The sequence below is a fragment of the Pseudomonas sp. TE3-3-F2023 genome (assembly GCF_036784815.1).
Classification (GTDB): domain Bacteria; phylum Pseudomonadota; class Gammaproteobacteria; order Pseudomonadales; family Pseudomonadaceae; genus Aquipseudomonas; species Aquipseudomonas pudica.
The window spans coordinates 3,358,603-3,373,298 of the sequence record NZ_CP145113.1 but is presented as its reverse complement, the minus strand read 5'-3'; the positions used below and the strand labels follow the sequence as shown (position 1 = coordinate 3,373,298).

At 66.0% G+C, this 14,696-nt stretch carries 9 protein-coding genes; 7 read left to right on the top strand and 2 right to left on the bottom strand.

What is annotated here, in order from left to right:
- Nucleotides 1-107 precede the first annotated feature (107 nt).
- From nrfB to V3314_RS15175, 4 genes are all read left to right on the top strand, one after another.
- A complete protein-coding gene (gene nrfB, locus V3314_RS15190; RefSeq protein WP_153670859.1) occupies nt 108-2,282 on the top strand; it encodes a cyclic di-3',5'-guanylate-activated glycosyltransferase NrfB in 2,175 nt (724 codons plus the stop codon).
- Nucleotides 2,279-5,284 carry a phage receptor gene (locus V3314_RS15185; RefSeq protein WP_338459210.1) on the top strand — a complete coding sequence of 1,002 codons (3,006 nt, stop codon included), beginning with the start codon at nt 2,279-2,281 and terminating at the stop codon, nt 5,282-5,284. The genes nrfB and V3314_RS15185 overlap by 4 nt, the downstream gene beginning before the upstream one ends.
- Nucleotides 5,284-6,123, top strand: a complete 840-nt coding sequence (locus V3314_RS15180) for a DUF4434 family protein (protein ID WP_046614328.1) — start codon at nt 5,284-5,286, stop codon at nt 6,121-6,123. Before V3314_RS15185 ends, V3314_RS15180 begins: the two co-directional genes overlap by 1 nt.
- Nucleotides 6,124-6,261: 138 nt before the next feature.
- Nucleotides 6,262-7,353 carry a GGDEF domain-containing protein gene (locus V3314_RS15175; protein ID WP_046614329.1) on the top strand — a complete coding sequence of 364 codons (1,092 nt, stop codon included), beginning with the start codon at nt 6,262-6,264 and terminating at the stop codon, nt 7,351-7,353.
- Nucleotides 7,354-7,422: 69 nt separating this feature from the next.
- On the opposite strand, the gene V3314_RS15170 is transcribed toward V3314_RS15175, so the two are convergent.
- Entirely contained in the window at nt 7,423-8,721 is a 1,299-nt protein-coding gene (locus V3314_RS15170) for an ATP-binding protein (RefSeq protein ID WP_046614330.1), read from the bottom strand.
- Between the two features lie 6 nt (nt 8,722-8,727).
- Nucleotides 8,728-9,429 (bottom strand): response regulator transcription factor, encoded by a 702-nt coding sequence (locus tag V3314_RS15165; protein WP_003259958.1) that lies wholly within the window; start codon nt 9,427-9,429, stop codon nt 8,728-8,730.
- Between the two features lie 273 nt (nt 9,430-9,702).
- Here V3314_RS15165 and V3314_RS15160 point away from each other — a divergent pair, with 273 nt between their 5' ends.
- The 3 genes from V3314_RS15160 (at nt 9,703) to mobA (ending at nt 14,652) form a co-directional block, all read left to right on the top strand.
- Nucleotides 9,703-10,878, top strand: a complete 1,176-nt coding sequence (locus tag V3314_RS15160) for an efflux RND transporter periplasmic adaptor subunit (protein ID WP_196188326.1) — start codon at nt 9,703-9,705, stop codon at nt 10,876-10,878.
- An 11-nt stretch (nt 10,879-10,889) separates the two neighbouring features.
- Nucleotides 10,890-14,015 (top strand): efflux RND transporter permease subunit, encoded by a 3,126-nt coding sequence (locus tag V3314_RS15155; protein ID WP_196188327.1) that lies wholly within the window; start codon nt 10,890-10,892, stop codon nt 14,013-14,015.
- A 61-nt stretch (nt 14,016-14,076) separates the two neighbouring features.
- Nucleotides 14,077-14,652, top strand: a complete 576-nt coding sequence (gene mobA, locus V3314_RS15150) for a molybdenum cofactor guanylyltransferase MobA (protein ID WP_196188328.1) — start codon at nt 14,077-14,079, stop codon at nt 14,650-14,652.
- The last annotated feature ends 44 nt before the right edge of the window (nt 14,653-14,696 follow it).

The window sequence follows — 14,696 nt, the reverse complement described above, 5'->3', positions numbered from 1 at the left end:
CTGCTTGTATCTATCCAGTGCAAACGGCGACAAGTCGTACAACTTCGTCCAGGGAATCGAACGAGGATATAGACGATGGCCCACCCCTTCCTGCCGGTGACCGGCACATGAGCCTGGCATTCATCGATTTTCTCACCTATGTGCTGTTCGGCCTGAAGATACTCGCGATCGTCCTGGCCACGCTGATGTTCTTGCTGGGCCTGGATGACCTGTTCATCGACCTTTGCTACTGGGGCCGCAAGCTGATCCGGCGCTTTCGCATCTACGACAAATACGAAAAAGCCGACGAAAAACGCCTGTACGAGGTACCGGAGAAGCCCCTGGCCATCATGGTCCCCGCCTGGAACGAAGTGGGCGTGGTCGGTGAGATGGCGCGCCTGGCTGCCTCGACCATCGACTACGAGAACTATCAAATCTTCGTCGGTACCTACCCCAACGACCCGCAGACCCAGGCCGACGTCGACGCGGTGTGCCTGCACTACCCCAACGTGCACAAGGTGGTCTGCGCCCGCCCCGGCCCCACCAGCAAGGCCGACTGCCTGAACAACATCATCGACGCGCTGCTGCGCTTCCAGCAGGACGCCGGTATCCAGTTCGCCGGTTTCATCCTGCACGACGCCGAAGACGTGATCTCGCCCATGGAGCTGCGCCTGTTCAACTACCTGTTGCCGAACAAGGACATGATCCAGATCCCGGTGTACCCCTACGCACCGGAATGGAAAGGCTTCACCGCCGGCCACTATGTCGACGAGTTCGCCGAAAACCACGGCAAGGACGTGATCGTGCGCGAGGCCCTGACCGGCCAGGTGCCCAGCGCCGGGGTCGGCACCTGCTTCAGCCGCCGCGCCATCAGTGCGCTGCTCGAGGACGGCGACGGCATCGCCTTCGACGTACAGAGCCTCACCGAAGACTACGACATCGGCTTCCGTCTTAAGCAGAAGGGCATGAAGTGCATTTTCGCCCGCTACTCCATCACCGACCCGGCGCTGACCCTGAAGCAGGAATGGCGCCCGGGCATGAGCCGCGAGTTCTCCCAGGTGATCTGCGTGCGCGAACATTTCCCGCGCGACTGGCAGCATGCCATCCGGCAGAAGTCGCGGTGGATCGTCGGCATCGTGTTCCAGGGCACCAGCAACCTTGGCTGGAGCCGCAAGGGCGCGCTCAACTACTTCCTCTGGCGTGACCGCCGCGGCCTGTTCGCCTACCTGCTGAGTTTCCTGGTCAACCTGTTGCTGCTGGTGTTGCTGGCCATGTGGCTGGTCACGGTGATTGCGCCGGAGTCGTGGCGCTTCATGTCGATCCTCAGCGACAGCTGGCTGTTGACCACCTTGCTTTGGCTGAACGGGCTGATGCTGTTCAACCGCCTGTTCCAGCGTGCCTGGTTCGTCACCCGCTTCTACGGCATCGGCGAAGGGCTTCTGTCGGCACCGCGGATGATGTGGAGCAACTTCGTCAACTTCTTCGCCAACCTGCGTGCCTTGCGCCAGGTGATGGAAATGGGTGACTCGCGGCGCGTGGCCTGGGACAAGACCACCCACGAATTCCCCGCCATCGCCGCCCCCGCCCGCACGCCGCTGGGCCAGCGCCTGGTGGCCAAGGGCCTGATCAGCGACGAGCAACTACAACAGGCGATCACCAGCCCGGTACGCCGTCGCCTGGGCCGCGAGCTGCTGCTGCGCGGCTGGCTGAACAGCGAACAGCTGGTCGCCACCCTGGCCGAGCAGATGGACCTGCCCTGGGCACCGCTCAACCCGTTCAAGCTCGACCCGCAGCTGATCGCCAAACTGCCGCGCAAACTGGCGACGCACTATGGCGTGCTGCCAGTGGCCGAAGACGGCGACACGCTGGTGCTGGCCAGCGAAAGCCCGGTGAGCCAGGTGTCGCTGGGGGTGATCAGCCGCCACCTGAAGCGGCCGGTCAGCGCCCGCCTGGCGCCCCAGGGCCGGGTGACCCTGGGCCTGCGCTACCACTATCCAAGCCCCTGGCAGAAGCCGGAAACCCGCGAGATGCTCGCCATCCTCGAGCGCCACCAGGACGACGAAGTGCTGCTGGAACAAGTCAGCCACCACCAGGTGATGTTGGGCGCCCTGCTGCAGGTGCGCGGCATGGTCCCGGTCACCCTGTTCAACCAGGCGCTGATCGACTTCGACCCGGAACACCAGAGCCTCGGCGAGCACCTGATCGCCCGCGGCATCATCACCGAGCAGGTGCTGCAGCAGGCCCTGATCGAACAGGCCAGCGAACAGCAGGCCGCCTTTGACCTGACCCGGGAGGTGGCATGAAGCCGCGTTTTTCCCTCACCTTCACTGGCTTGTTGCTGTGCTCCACCGCCCTGCCCTGCGCCGCTTCCACGCCGATGACCGACTTCCAGCGGTTTACCAGCTACCCGTTCATGGAGCGCAGCTACCGCGAAGCGAAAAAGGACAACTGGGCCGAGGTGGAACGCCTGACCCGCCACGTGCTGGGCCGGGTGCCGAACAACGACGAAGCACGTGCGCTGCTGGTGGAGGCCCTGGCGCACCAGCGCCGCTACAAGGAGGCCGAAGCCCTGGCCGAACAGTTGGACGGCAGCCCCGAATACGCCAATGCCCTGCTTGAACTGCGCCTGACCTGGATCGAACAAGACCCGCCGCCAGCCAGCCAGGTGGAACAATGGCTGGCCACCAGCGATGGCACCACCCGGGGGCGCCTGTGGCAGGCCTACAGCCTGAGCCTGGCCAAATTCGGTGGCGCCGCCAGGGCGCTGGACTGGCTCAATCAATTGCCGCCACAGAGGGACGGCCAGGTGCTGCGCCTTGCCCGGGCCAACTTCGCCGAACAGCTGCGCGACTGGAAAGAAACCATCGAACAGCTGCAGCCGCTGGCCGAACAAGGCCAATTGCCCGCACAGGACTGGCAGCGCCTGGCCAATGCCTATATCCAGCAGGTGGATGAAAAAGGGCTGAACGCACTGCTGTCCAGCGCCCCCTCCCCCGAAGCAGCCAACCAGGCCCGCCTGGCCATGGCCAACCGTGCCATCGCTGTCGGCCAGAACCAGCAGGCCCAGCGTTGGCTGCAGGCACTGCCCGCCGCGCAACTGAATCAGCCCGAGCAACGCCAGCAGCTGTGGGAGCTGGCCCGCGAAGGTGACGACGCACCACTGGTCCAGCGCCTGAGCAACGAACTGCAACGCCCCTGCCTGGAAACCGTCGACTGGCTGTCGCGCCGCGACCCGGAGCTGGCGCGCGAGCAGCTCAAGGGCTGTACCGCCAGCACCGACCCCAGGGCCTACGCCGTGCTCAAGCAACGCCTGTACGGCGATCCGCCTCAGCCCCCACAACCACGCACCGCCGCCGAATGGGAGCAGCGCTATCGACAGAGCGGCGATATGGCCGCACTGGAGCAAGCCACCTTCCTGCTGATGCAACAGGGCCACGGTGAACACGCCCGGCAACTGCTGGAGCAAGCCTACGACCGCCACCAAGGCCGCCTTGCACCGTCGCTGCTGCAGCGCCTGGGCAACCTGTATGCGCGCAATGATGGGCCGCTGGACAGCCGCCGAATGCTCGGCCTGATCCCTCGAGTCGACGCCAGTACCCGGGCCCAGCTGCTCGGCCGCCTGGCCGAGGCTGGCCAGTGCGATGCCGTGCGCCGGGCCGTACCGGCCACCCCGAGCGAGCCAGGCCAGTACCGCGCCCTGGGCCGCTGCGCCATGCCCGACCAGCCCGGCGAAGCGGTGGTCTACTACCAGGCCGCCGAGCGCCTGGGCGACAGCGGGAGTCGCTTGCCCCTGGCCTATGCCCTGGAAGCCGCTGGCGACTCCGAAGCGGCCCTGCCCATCTGGCGCACCCAGCCGGACAGCGCCTGGACCGACAACGCTCGCCTCACCGCCGCCCGTGGCGCGCTGAACGCCGGCGACGCACAAGCGGCCCGGCGCTATTGGGACGCCGCCGCGCACGATAGCGCCGACGACTGGGCCCTGGGTGCCGCCATCGCCCAGCGCCAGGGCGATTACCCGGCCGCGCTGGGCTTCCAGCGCCAGGCCCTGGCACACAACCCGCGGGCCGACCACTACTACGCCGCCTCCAGCACTGCGCAACTGGCTGGCGACAGTGCCCAGAGCAGCGCCTGGCTGGCCGAAGCGGTGCGCCTGGCCCCCGACCAGCCACGCTACCGCGCCGACTACGGCATGCGCCTGGCCGGCTCGATGGACAAGGCCCAGCGCCGCCAGTCGATCCCCTACCTGGAGCGCGCTACCCAGGACTTCCCCGAGGACTATCGCCTTGGCGAGACGCTGGCCTTGCGCTACGACGAAGCCGAAGACAGCGCTTCGGCACGCCGTGAACTGCGCCGCATCCTCGATGTGGAGCAGGACCTGGTCGACGGCGACGACGAATACGGTAGCCTGGAAGCCCGCAAGTACCGCCAGCGCCGCGCCCACGAAAGCCTGTCGCGGCGCGACACCATCACCCTGGCCAGCACCTGGTCGCCGGCCGGCACCTCGACCAACGACAAGTTCCTCGACAATGGCCAGCGCAGCGGTACTTCGCGCCGCGCGCAATCGCAGAACGTACAACTGGCCATGTGGGACCACGCCTTGGGCGAAGAGCCCAGCCGCAACGGCAGCACCCTGTCGGTGTATGGCCGGGTACTGTTCGGTGGGCAAAGCCGCACCGACTACGCACAAAGCATGGGTACCGGCGTCGGCCTGCGCTACAAGCCATTCGGCCAGGCCAACCTCAACCTGTATGCCGAGCTGTACCACCAGCGTCAGATCGACGAAGAGCACTACCGTGGGCTGAGCCTGGGCCAACTGCTGAGCCCGGCCAAGGTCGGTGGCAACTGGGGCGATCTGCGTCACCACGCCGAATCGAGCAACGACCTGCTGTTGCGTGCCACCGCATCGTTCCTCGACCAGGGTGACTGGCGCAACGACTGGCGGGTCGATGAAGACGACTGGAACGAGCGCTTCCTCTACCTCGACGCCGCCTGGTGGACCCGTGCCGGCGACCACGCCTGGCTGTCGCGCTACCAGCAGGGCCATGCCTGGAAACTGCCGGGCAGCTCGCCGCAAACCATCATGCCCTATGGCTTTGTCGAGTTTTCCAGCCAGGACCCGAGCAACGACTGGCGCCAGGACGCCCGGGCCGGGGTTGGCGTGCGTTGGCAATGGTGGTTCGATGACGACCGCTACAACGCCTACCGCGGTTCGCTGAAAGTGCGTGCCGAGTACCAGCAATCGCTGGGCGGCAATCTATACGAGCGCGCCAACGGCGTGCTGGTCGGTGCGGAGATGACCTTCTGATGCGTACGTTCCTGGCCCTTTGCCTGCTTGCCCTGTGCCTGCCGGCCAGCGCCGACCAGCGCCTGTTCTACCAACCCCTCAACCGCGACGCCAATGTCACACCCGCCCAGTGGCAGCAACTGTGGCACGCCACCGTGGCCCAGGGCGGCAAGACCCTGATCGTGCAATGGAGCGCCTATGGCGACAGCGATTTCGGTGGTGCCCAGGGCTGGCTGGCCGACAGCCTGCGCAGCGCGCGCGCCCAAGGCCTGCAACTGGTGCTGGGGCTGTACATGGACCCGGCCTATTACCAACGCCTCGACGAACTGGACGGTGAAGGCCTGAACAGTTACTGGAAGGCGCAACTGGGGCGCTCGCTCAGCCAGTACCAGCAACTGCGCCAGACGTGGCAGTTGCCGGTGGATGGCTGGTACCTGCCCATGGAGCTGGACGACCATCATTTTCGCGAGGCCGAGCGCCGCGGTGCCCTGTACAGCCAGTTGCAGGCCTTCAACCGGCAGCTGGACAAGCCCTTGCATATCAGCGCTTTCAGCGCCGGCAAACTCTCACCGCGGGTCAATGCCGAATGGCTGGATCAACTGGCCGGGTTGGGCTTGACTGTGTGGTGGCAGGATGGCGCCGGGACCGGGCGCTTGCCCGCGTTGGTACGCCAGGGTTACGAGCAGGCCTTGCCGTGCCGGGTGGGCGTGGTGCGCGAGGCGTTCCGCCAGGTGAGCGCGCCAGGGCAGGCGTTTCGGGCTGAGCCTGCCCAGCCGAAGATGGGTGGCGGGTGCCATGCCGAGGCGGTGTTCGACCTGCGTTACCGGCCATGGGCCCGGGGTGTTCTGCCCACCAATTGAGTCTCCAGGCCTGGCCTCTTCGCGGGCACGCCCGCTCCCACAGGTTCCTACTGCACCGGAAACCTGTGCGGTCCCTGTGGGAGCGGGCGTGCCCGCGAAAGGGTCGGGCCTGGCATAGCAGTACTCACAGGAGCCCGAATGTTCAAGACCATCGAAGCCCACGTTCGCAAACAGGTCGCCCCCGCCGCCCTGCGCGCCGAATTCCGCCAGCACGAATTCGAGGCCATGCGCCCGTTCTGCCTGCTAGTGTTCTGCGTCAGCATCCTGATCTGGCTGGTCTTCGACCTTATCGTCAGCTTCCTCGGCGGCCAGGGTTTCACCTGGCTGTCCTATCTGTTCATCACCCTGCTCAGCGGCCTCACCGTGGTACTGCGGTTCACCCGTCGCAGCCATCATTTCGATGTGCTCAACCTGCTGTTCATCGCCTCCATCACCCTGGGCATGCGCCTGGTGATCGAAGGCATCCCGGTGGCCCTGCGCCCGGTGTGGCTGGTGCTCGGGGTGTCCACCGTGCTGTATGCCGTGTCGGTGCTACCGGTGCGGCGCTGGTCGTTCTTCTGCGCCATGGCCATCACCTGGGTGGTGCTCAACCCGTTCTACCACACCCGCATCGGGCCGGACGAACTCGAAGGCGCCATGCTGATCAGCTATGCGGTGTTCCTCAGCGGTCTGGTCATCTACAGCTACCTGCAGATGCGCAAGGCCAAGCTGCACAACTTCTACCTGTCCAAGGTGCTGCTGGACCAGGCCTATGTCGATGCCCTGACCGACATCCCCAACCGCCGCTCGTTCATGGCCCAGGCCGACCGCCAGCTGCGCCTGGCCACGGCCGAGCAGTACCTGGCGATGATCGACATCGACAACTTCAAACGGGTGAATGACCGTTTCGGCCATGACGTGGGCGATGAAGTGCTCAAGCGCGTGGCCCTGCATATCAAGGCGAGCATGGCCGGTTACGAGTTTGCCCGACTGGGCGGCGAGGAATTCGCGATCTTTTTTCAGGGGCTGGACCAGCAAGGCGCCGAGCAACGGGTGGCGGCGCTGTGCCAACGGGTGCGCGAAGACGTTGGCGAGCACCCGGTTACCGTCAGCATCGGCCTGGCCCGGGTGGACCCGGGCGACAGCCTGACCTCGGCGCTGGTGCGCGCCGACCAGGCGCTTTACGAGGCCAAGCACAGTGGCAAGGACCGGTTTGTGCTGTGGTCCGCCCGGCTTGCAGAGAGCAATTAGCAGGCCCGGCCCTTGTGCGGTCCTTGTGGGAGCGGGTACACCCGCGAAAGGGCCGGTACAGGCAGCCCATCACCCGGCAGGCAAGCGAATCCGGAACTGCGCGCCACCCAGCGCCGACTGCGCCACGGTCAAGGTGCCACCTTGCCCCTCGATCGCCCGCCGGCTGATCGCCAAGCCCAGGCCAAACCCGCCGGTATTGCGGTCACGGCTACGGTCCAAGCGGTAGAACGGCTGGAAAATCCGCTCGCGCTCCTCCACCGGAATACCAATCCCGTCATCCTCCACCGTCACCAGGCAGGCGCCATCGTCTTCCAGGCGCAAGCGCAGCAACAGGCTCTCGTCGCAGTAACGCATGGCATTACGCACCAGGTTCTGCACTGCCCGTGCCGTCAGCCGTGGGTCCAGCACAAAACGCGGTAAATCCCCCTCGGCCCGTACTTCCCACTGGATACCCCGGCCATCGAGCTCCTCGGCAAAGCCACCCAGCACGCTGTCGACCAGCTCCAGCAACGACACCTCGACCCGCTCGCGGGCCTGGTCGGCGTTGTACAGTCGGCTGTAGGACAACAGCTCCAGCACCAGTTCATCCAGCTCGCGCACATGCCCCACCAGCTCCAGCAGGCGCTTGCGGCTGGCCGGCGGCACTTCGTCGAACAGCAGCACCAGGCCGAAATCCAGCCGGGTCAGCGGCGTGCGCAACTCGTGCGACACCGCATTGAGCAGCTCGCGCTGCTGGTTGACGTGGCGCTCCAGGTCACTGGCCATAGTGTCGAACACACCGGCCAGCTCACCGATGTTGGAGTGCGGCGAGATATGCGTACGCTCGGCCATCTGCCCCTGGCCCAGGCGTCGGGCGGTTTCCTTGAGGCGTTCCAGGTCTCGCCAGTGCGGCCATACCCACAGCAGCAGGCAACCGAGCATGGCTGCACCGATCAGTACGGTCACGCCCCACGACAGCACGTTGATGTCCAGCGGGTCTGGCGGTGAGTGCAGGCGCACCAGCCATTCCTTGTCCAGCGGCACCAGCACGGTCTCGTAATAGCCCCATTCGGCGATACGCACGGCGTACAGGCCATGCTCCAGGCGCGCCTGCTCGTCCACGCTCAGGTCAGCCTGGTCCATGCGCAGCAACTGCAGCTCCAGCGGTGCGAAATCACTGGCCAGCTCCTGCTCCACCGCTGGCCACTGCTCGCGCGGGGCCTGGCGGAACTGGCGCACGATCAGCGATTGAACGCCCTTGGCCTGGTCCAGGTTGTAGGCCATGAAGCGGTCCTGGAACAGGCCGACGATGGTATCGGGAATGAACAACAGCGCACCGGCGTAGGCAACGATGATCACCAGGTACAACCGCACCAGAATCTTCAGCATGGGCAGTCAGCACTCCCACTCGACACGGCTGAACAGGTAGCCCTTGCCCCATACGGTCTTGATCTTGCGCGCTTCGCCGGCGTTATCGTCGAATTTGCGTCGCAGCTTGGAAATGGCCACGTCCACCGAGCGGTCGGTGCCGTTGAACTCGATACCCCGCAGTTGCTGCAGGATGCGGTCGCGGTTCAGCACTTCGCCGGCATTGCGCGCCAGTACCACCAGCAGGTTGTACTCGCCGCTTGACAGCTCCACCTCTTCGCCGCGCCAGCTCACGGTGCGCTCGGCCAGGTCGATGCGCAGGCCACCGATCAGGATCAGGTCGTTGTCCAGCCGCGGCTCGTTGACGCTGCTGCGGCGCAGCAAGGTACGCACCCGGGCCAGCAGCACACGCGGCTCGCAGGGTTTGGTCACGTAGTCGTCGGCGCCCATTTCCAGGCCCAGGACCTGGTCGTGGCTGTCGTCGCGGGCGGTCAGCATCAGGATCGGCAGGCCCTGGGACTCCTGGCGCAGCAGGCGGCACAGCTGCAGGCCATCGATGCCCGGCAGCATCAGGTCGAGGATGACCAGGTCGGGCTTTTGCCGGCGGTACTCGTCCAGCACATGATCGCCACGGGCGATCACCTGGACATGGAAGTCGTTGCGTTGCAGGTAGCTGGCGATCAGCTCGGACAGGGCGCTGTCGTCTTCGACCAGGAAAATATTGGGCATAGGCGCTTGGGAATCTGGGTTGGGGTAAGACCTCACCGGCCTCTTCGCGGGCTTGCCCGCTCCCACAGGGACCCAACAGCACTTGAAAGCTGTGCAGTCCCTGTGGGAGCGGGCAAGCCCGCGAAGAGGCCGGCACAGGAATACTCAGGATATAGAACACTACAGGCAGACAGGATTCTTCTTCACACTTTTTCACACTCGTCCTACAGGTATTAACAGCCACCCAAGGAACGCCTGCCGTAGCATACCGGTGGTCATCATCGGAAGATCCGTATGTCTACTACCCTACCCCCACGCTTGCGCCAATTGGCGCTTCTGGCGCTCCTGAGCCTGTCCCTGGCCGGCTGCGACGACAGCGCCGAACAGGAAGAACAGGCCCCCACCCCGCAAGTGCGGGTGGAAACCCTGCAACTGCAACCACTGGCCATCAGCAGTGAACTCAGCGGCCGCATCCTCGCACCACGCACCGCCGAAGTGCGCGCGCGGGTCGCGGGCGTGGTGCTCAAGCGGGTGTACCGCGAAGGCAGCGACGTCAAGCAGGGCGATGTGCTGTTCCTGATCGACCCGGCGCCGTTCAAGGCCGACCACGACAGCGCCCGCGCCACCCTGGCCAAGGCCGAAGCCACCCTGTACCAGGCGCGCCTGCAGGAGCAGCGCTATCGCGAGCTGGTCGACGACAAGGCCGTCAGCCGCCAGGAATACGACAACGCCAAGGCCAGCTACCTGCAGGCCGATGCCGCAGTGGCCGAGGCCAGGGCTGCGCTGGAGCGCGCCCGCCTCAACCTCGGCTACGCCACCGTGACCGCGCCGATTTCCGGCCGTATCGGCCGCGCCCAGGTCACCGAAGGTGCGCTGGTCGGGCAGAACGAGACCACGCCATTGGCGACCATCCAGCAGTTGGACCCGATCCACGCCGATGTCACCCAGTCGACCCGCGAGCTCAACGCCCTGCGCCGCGCCCTGCGTGCCGGCGAGCTGCAGCAGGTCGGCGACGGTCAGGCCCAGGCCACGCTGATCCAGGACGATGGCAGCACCTACCCGCTGCCGGGCAAACTGCTGTTCTCCGACATCAGCGTCGACCCCAGCACCAACCAGATCACCCTGCGCAGCGAGTTCCCCAACCCGGACCTCGACCTGCTGCCCGGCAGCTACGTGCGGGTGCGCCTGGAGCAAGCCGTGCAGCCCAAGGGCCTGAGCGTGCCGCAGCGCGCCATCCTGCGCGACAGCGCTGGCGTGCCCAAGGTGCTGGTGGTCGACCCGCAGGCCCGGGTCAGCGACCGCCAGGTAGTACTGGGCAGCGCCCAGGGCGACCGCTGGATCGTCAGCGAAGGCCTGGCCCCCGGCGAACGGGTGGTGGTCGAAGGCCTGCAACACGTCAAGGCCGGTGACCAGGTGCAGGTCGACAACGCACCAGGGGCATCGCCCATCGCACAGCACACTGGCCAGTGAGGGCCTGATTCATGCCGCAATTCTTCATCGACCGCCCGGTATTCGCCTGGGTGGTCGCCCTGTTCATCCTGCTGGCCGGTGCCCTGGCCATCCCGCAGTTGCCGGTGGCCCAGTACCCCAACGTGGCCCCGCCGCAGGTGGAAATCTACGCCGTTTACCCGGGCGCATCGGCGGCGACCATGGACGAGAGCGTGGTCAGCCTGATCGAGCAGGAACTCAACGGCGCCGATAACCTGTTGTACTTCGAGTCGCAGAGCAGCCTGGGCAGCGCGACCATCACCGCTACCTTCGCCCCGGGTACCAACCCGGATCTGGCCCAGGTCGACGTGCAGAACCGCCTGAAAGTGGTCGAGTCGCGGCTGCCGCGCCCGGTGACCCAGCAAGGCCTGCAGGTGGAAAAGGTCTCCACAGGCTTCCTGCTGCTGGCCACCCTCACCTCCGAAGACGGCAAGCTCGACGAAACCGCCCTGTCGGATATCCTGGCGCGCAACGTGATGGACGAAATCCGCCGCCTCAAGGGCGTCGGCAAGGCCCAACTGTACGGTTCGGAGCGTGCCATGCGCATCTGGATCGACCCGCGCAAGCTGATCGGTTTCAACCTCACGCCCAACGACGTGGCCGAGGCAATCGCCACGCAGAACGCCCAGGTGGCCCCAGGCAGCATTGGTGACCTGCCCTCCCGTGGCACCCAGGAAATCACCGCGAACGTGGTGGTCAAGGGCCAGCTGAGCACCCCCGAGGAGTTCGCCGGGATTGTCCTGCGTGCCAACCCGGACGGTTCCACGGTGACCATCGGCGATATCGCACGGGTCGAGATCGGTGCCCAGGAATACCAGTACGGTACGCGCCTGAACGGCAAGCCGGCCACCGCCTTCAGCGTGCAGCTGTCGCCAGGCGCCAACGCCATGGAAACCGCCACCCTGGTGCGGGCGAAGATGCAGGACCTGGCGCGCTACTTCCCCGAAGGCGTCAAGTACGACATCCCTTACGACACCTCGCCATTCGTCAAGGTGTCGATCGAGCAGGTCATCAACACCCTGTTCGAAGCCATGCTGCTGGTGTTCGCGGTGATGTTCCTGTTCCTGCAGAACCTGCGCTACACCCTGATCCCGACCCTGGTGGTGCCGGTGGCCCTGATGGGCACCTTCGCCGTGATGCTGGCCATGGGCTTCTCGGTCAACGTGCTGACCCTGTTCGGCATGGTGCTAGCCATCGGCATCCTGGTCGACGATGCCATCGTGGTAGTGGAAAACGTCGAGCGGATCATGGCCGAGGAAGGCCTGCCGCCCAAGGAGGCCACGCGCAAGGCCATGGGCCAGATCAGCGGCGCGATCGTCGGCATTACCCTGGTGCTGGTGGCGGTGTTCCTGCCCATGGCCTTCATGCAAGGCTCGGTGGGTGTGATCTACCAGCAGTTCTCGCTGTCGATGGCAGTGTCGATCCTGTTCTCGGCGTTCCTGGCCCTCAGCCTCACCCCGGCGCTGTGTGCCACCCTGCTCAAGCCGGTGGCCAAGGGCGAGCACCACGAACGCAAGGGCTTCTTCGGCTGGTTCAACCGCCGCTTCGAGGGCATGAGCAACGGCTACCAGCGCTGGGTGATGCAGGCGCTCAAGCGCAGCGGCCGGTACTTGCTGGTATACGTGCTGCTGCTGGCGGTGCTGGGCTATGGTTTCAGCCAGCTGCCCACGGCGTTCCTGCCCACCGAAGACCAGGGCTACACCATCACCGATATCCAGCTGCCGCCGGGCGCCAGCCGCATGCGCACCGAACAGGTGGCGGCACAGATCGAGGCGCACAACGCCGAAGAGCCCGGCGTGGGTAACACCACCTTGATCCTGGGTTTCAGCTTCTCGGGCAGTGGGCAGAACGCGGCACTGGCCTTCACCACGCTCAAGGACTGGTCCGAACGCGGCGCCGACGACAGCGCCCAGTCGATTGCCGACCGCGCGACCATGGCCTTCACCCAGCTCAAGGACGCCGTGGCCTATGCCGTGCTACCGCCGCCGATCGACGGCCTTGGCGAGTCGACCGGCTTCGAGTTCCGCCTGCAGGACCGCGGCGGCATGGGCCACGCCGAGCTGATGGCCGCCCGCGACGAGCTGCTGGCCAATGCCACCAGGAGCAAGGTGCTGACCAACGTGCGCGAAGCCTCGCTGGCGGAAAGCCCGCAGGTGCAGCTGGAAATCGACCGCCGCCAGGCCAATGCCCTGGGCGTGTCGTTTGCCGATATCGGCTCGGTGCTGGACGTGGCCGTGGGTTCCAGCTACGTCAACGACTTCCCCAACCAGGGGCGCATGCAGCGGGTGGTGGTGCAGGCCGAAGGCGACCAGCGCAGCCAGGTCGAAGACCTGCTGAAGATCCACGTGCGCAACGACAGCGGCAAGATGGTGCCACTGGGCGCCTTCGTCCAGGCCAGGTGGGTCAGCGGCCCGGTGCAGCTGACCCGCTACAACGGCTACCCGGCGGTGTCGATTTCCGGCGAACCGGCGGCTGGCTACAGTTCGGGCGAAGCCATGGCCGAGATCGAGCGCCTGGTAGCCCAGTTGCCGGCCGGTGCCGGCCTGGAATGGACTGGTCTGTCGCTGCAGGAGCGGCTGTCCGGCAGCCAGGCACCGATGCTGATGGCGCTGTCGTTGCTGGTGGTGTTCCTGTGCCTGGCAGCGTTGTACGAAAGCTGGTCGATCCCCACCGCAGTTCTGCTGGTAGTACCGCTGGGCGTGCTCGGTGCGGTGCTGGCGGTGACCCTGCGCGGCATGCCCAACGACGTGTTCTTCAAAGTCGGCCTTATCACCCTGATCGGCCTGTCGGCGAAGAACGCCATCCTGATCATCGAGTTCGCCAAGAGCCTGGTCGACCAGGGCGTGGATGCCGTCGACGCCGCCGTGCAGGCCGCGCGCCTGCGCCTGCGGCCGATCGTGATGACCTCGCTGGCGTTCATCCTCGGCGTGGTACCACTGGCCATTGCCAGCGGCGCCAGTTCGGCCAGCCAGCAGGCGATCGGCACCGGCGTGATCGGCGGCATGCTCAGCGCCACCCTGGCGGTGGTGTTCGTGCCGGTGTTCTTCGTGGTGGTGATGCGCCTTGCCGGGCGACGCCAGGCGGGTGCCGACACGCAGGCCGTGACCAGCGACAGCTGACTGGACAAGCCCCGCGTGAAATGGGAGGGTTCCCGGCATTGACTGCCCGGAACCCTTTTTCATGCCTGATGCCCTTCCCCCCTGCTCCATCCTCATTCTCGCCGGTGGCCGCGGCCAGCGCATGGGCGGCCGTGACAAGGGCCTGGTCGACTGGCAGGGCAAACCGCTGGTGGCGCATGTGCAGCGCGTGGTACGGCCGCTCAGCGATGACCTGGTGATTTCCTGCAACCGTAACCAGCAGGCCTACCGGGCGTATGCCGACCAGTTGGTGGGCGATGCCGAGGCGGACTACCCCGGGCCGTTGGCGGGGGTGATTGCGGGGCTAAAGGTGGCGCGGCATGAATGGGTGGTGCTGCTGGCCTGCGATGCGCCGCTGGTTGACCGGGGGTTGATCGAAGACTTGCTGCGGCTGGCGGTGACCAGTGACAGTGCGGCGATGGTGCGCCAGGGTGCGTACTGGCAGCCGATGTTCAGCGTGCTGCCACGCAGGGTGTTGCCGGTGCTGGAGCAGGCCTGGGCGGCGGGCGAGCGGAGTTTGCAGAAGGCCTTGCTGCGTGAAGCGGTGCAGGGGCTGGAATGTGCCGACGATGATCGCAGGTTGAGCAACTTCAACAGCCCGGAGCTGTTGCAAGGCTGAGGTCATCCGCTGCCTGCACTGGCCTCTTCGCGGGCACGCCCGCT

Excerpts from the sequence above, each read along its gene's own strand:
- V3314_RS15180 (WP_046614328.1), top strand. The coding sequence starts at position 5,284 with ATGCGTACGTTCCTGGCCCTTTGCCTGCTTGCCCTGTGCCTGCCGGCC.
- V3314_RS15170 (WP_046614330.1), bottom strand. The coding sequence starts at position 8,721 with ATGCTGAAGATTCTGGTGCGGTTGTACCTGGTGATCATCGTTGCCTAC.
- V3314_RS15165 (WP_003259958.1), bottom strand. The coding sequence starts at position 9,429 with ATGCCCAATATTTTCCTGGTCGAAGACGACAGCGCCCTGTCCGAGCTG.
- nrfB (WP_153670859.1), top strand. The coding sequence starts at position 108 with ATGAGCCTGGCATTCATCGATTTTCTCACCTATGTGCTGTTCGGCCTG.
- mobA (WP_196188328.1), top strand. The coding sequence starts at position 14,077 with ATGCCTGATGCCCTTCCCCCCTGCTCCATCCTCATTCTCGCCGGTGGC.
- V3314_RS15175 (WP_046614329.1), top strand. The coding sequence starts at position 6,262 with ATGTTCAAGACCATCGAAGCCCACGTTCGCAAACAGGTCGCCCCCGCC.
- V3314_RS15155 (WP_196188327.1), top strand. The coding sequence starts at position 10,890 with ATGCCGCAATTCTTCATCGACCGCCCGGTATTCGCCTGGGTGGTCGCC.
- V3314_RS15185 (WP_338459210.1), top strand. The coding sequence starts at position 2,279 with ATGAAGCCGCGTTTTTCCCTCACCTTCACTGGCTTGTTGCTGTGCTCC.
- V3314_RS15160 (WP_196188326.1), top strand. The coding sequence starts at position 9,703 with ATGTCTACTACCCTACCCCCACGCTTGCGCCAATTGGCGCTTCTGGCG.